Source organism: Cysteiniphilum litorale (assembly GCF_003428165.1).
In the GTDB taxonomy this organism is placed as follows: domain Bacteria; phylum Pseudomonadota; class Gammaproteobacteria; order Francisellales; family Francisellaceae; genus Caedibacter; species Caedibacter litoralis.
Genome location: NZ_QLIQ01000197.1, coordinates 1 through 510, shown reverse-complemented (window position 1 = coordinate 510; position 510 = coordinate 1). Strand labels below are relative to the sequence as shown.

The following is a 510-nucleotide window of genomic DNA, read 5'->3' as shown; positions in this document are numbered from 1 at the left end:
TTTCCTCATATTCAACCATCAATTCACGAATATTCATTAGCTTTTTTTCATCAATTCGTATTTCTTTTGGTATCATCTTAGGCATTATTTTCACCGTTATTTTGTTCACTATCTTTGTTGTAAAGTATCTCATTAACTACATTTTTAGCACTCATTCTAACTGCTTTTATCTCGTCATCTGGCGTGTTAAAATCAGATAGTTTAACATCAAATTGACCTCGATAAACTTGCCTTAGTATCTGTCTATTTTCAATAGAGGTCGAGGCAATTGCCTTTAACAGCTCTGTAATGTTTTCTTGTCGCTCACCCTCAAAATGCTTAATGCCAATTTCTAGTATCTTCTGGTACGCTTCGTTTTTTGAGTAAAACTTATTCTTATTACTTGCTAGCTTATCTAGTCTTGATGCAAGATCATCTTCTATTCTCATGCCTACTAATTTCATATTTCCCCCTAGATTTTGCCTTTTGTGTTATTTGATTATGTTATCAATATGTTACATAGCATGGTTT

1 protein-coding gene is annotated in these 510 nt (G+C 32.5%); it reads right to left on the bottom strand.

The window, feature by feature from the left end; genetic code table 11:
- Positions 1-77: 77 nt before the first annotated feature.
- Positions 78-443: a hypothetical protein gene (locus DNJ75_RS15265; RefSeq protein ID WP_117004219.1), complete on the bottom strand. Its 366-nt coding sequence runs from the start codon at positions 441-443 to the stop codon at positions 78-80.
- Positions 444-510 lie beyond the last annotated feature (67 nt).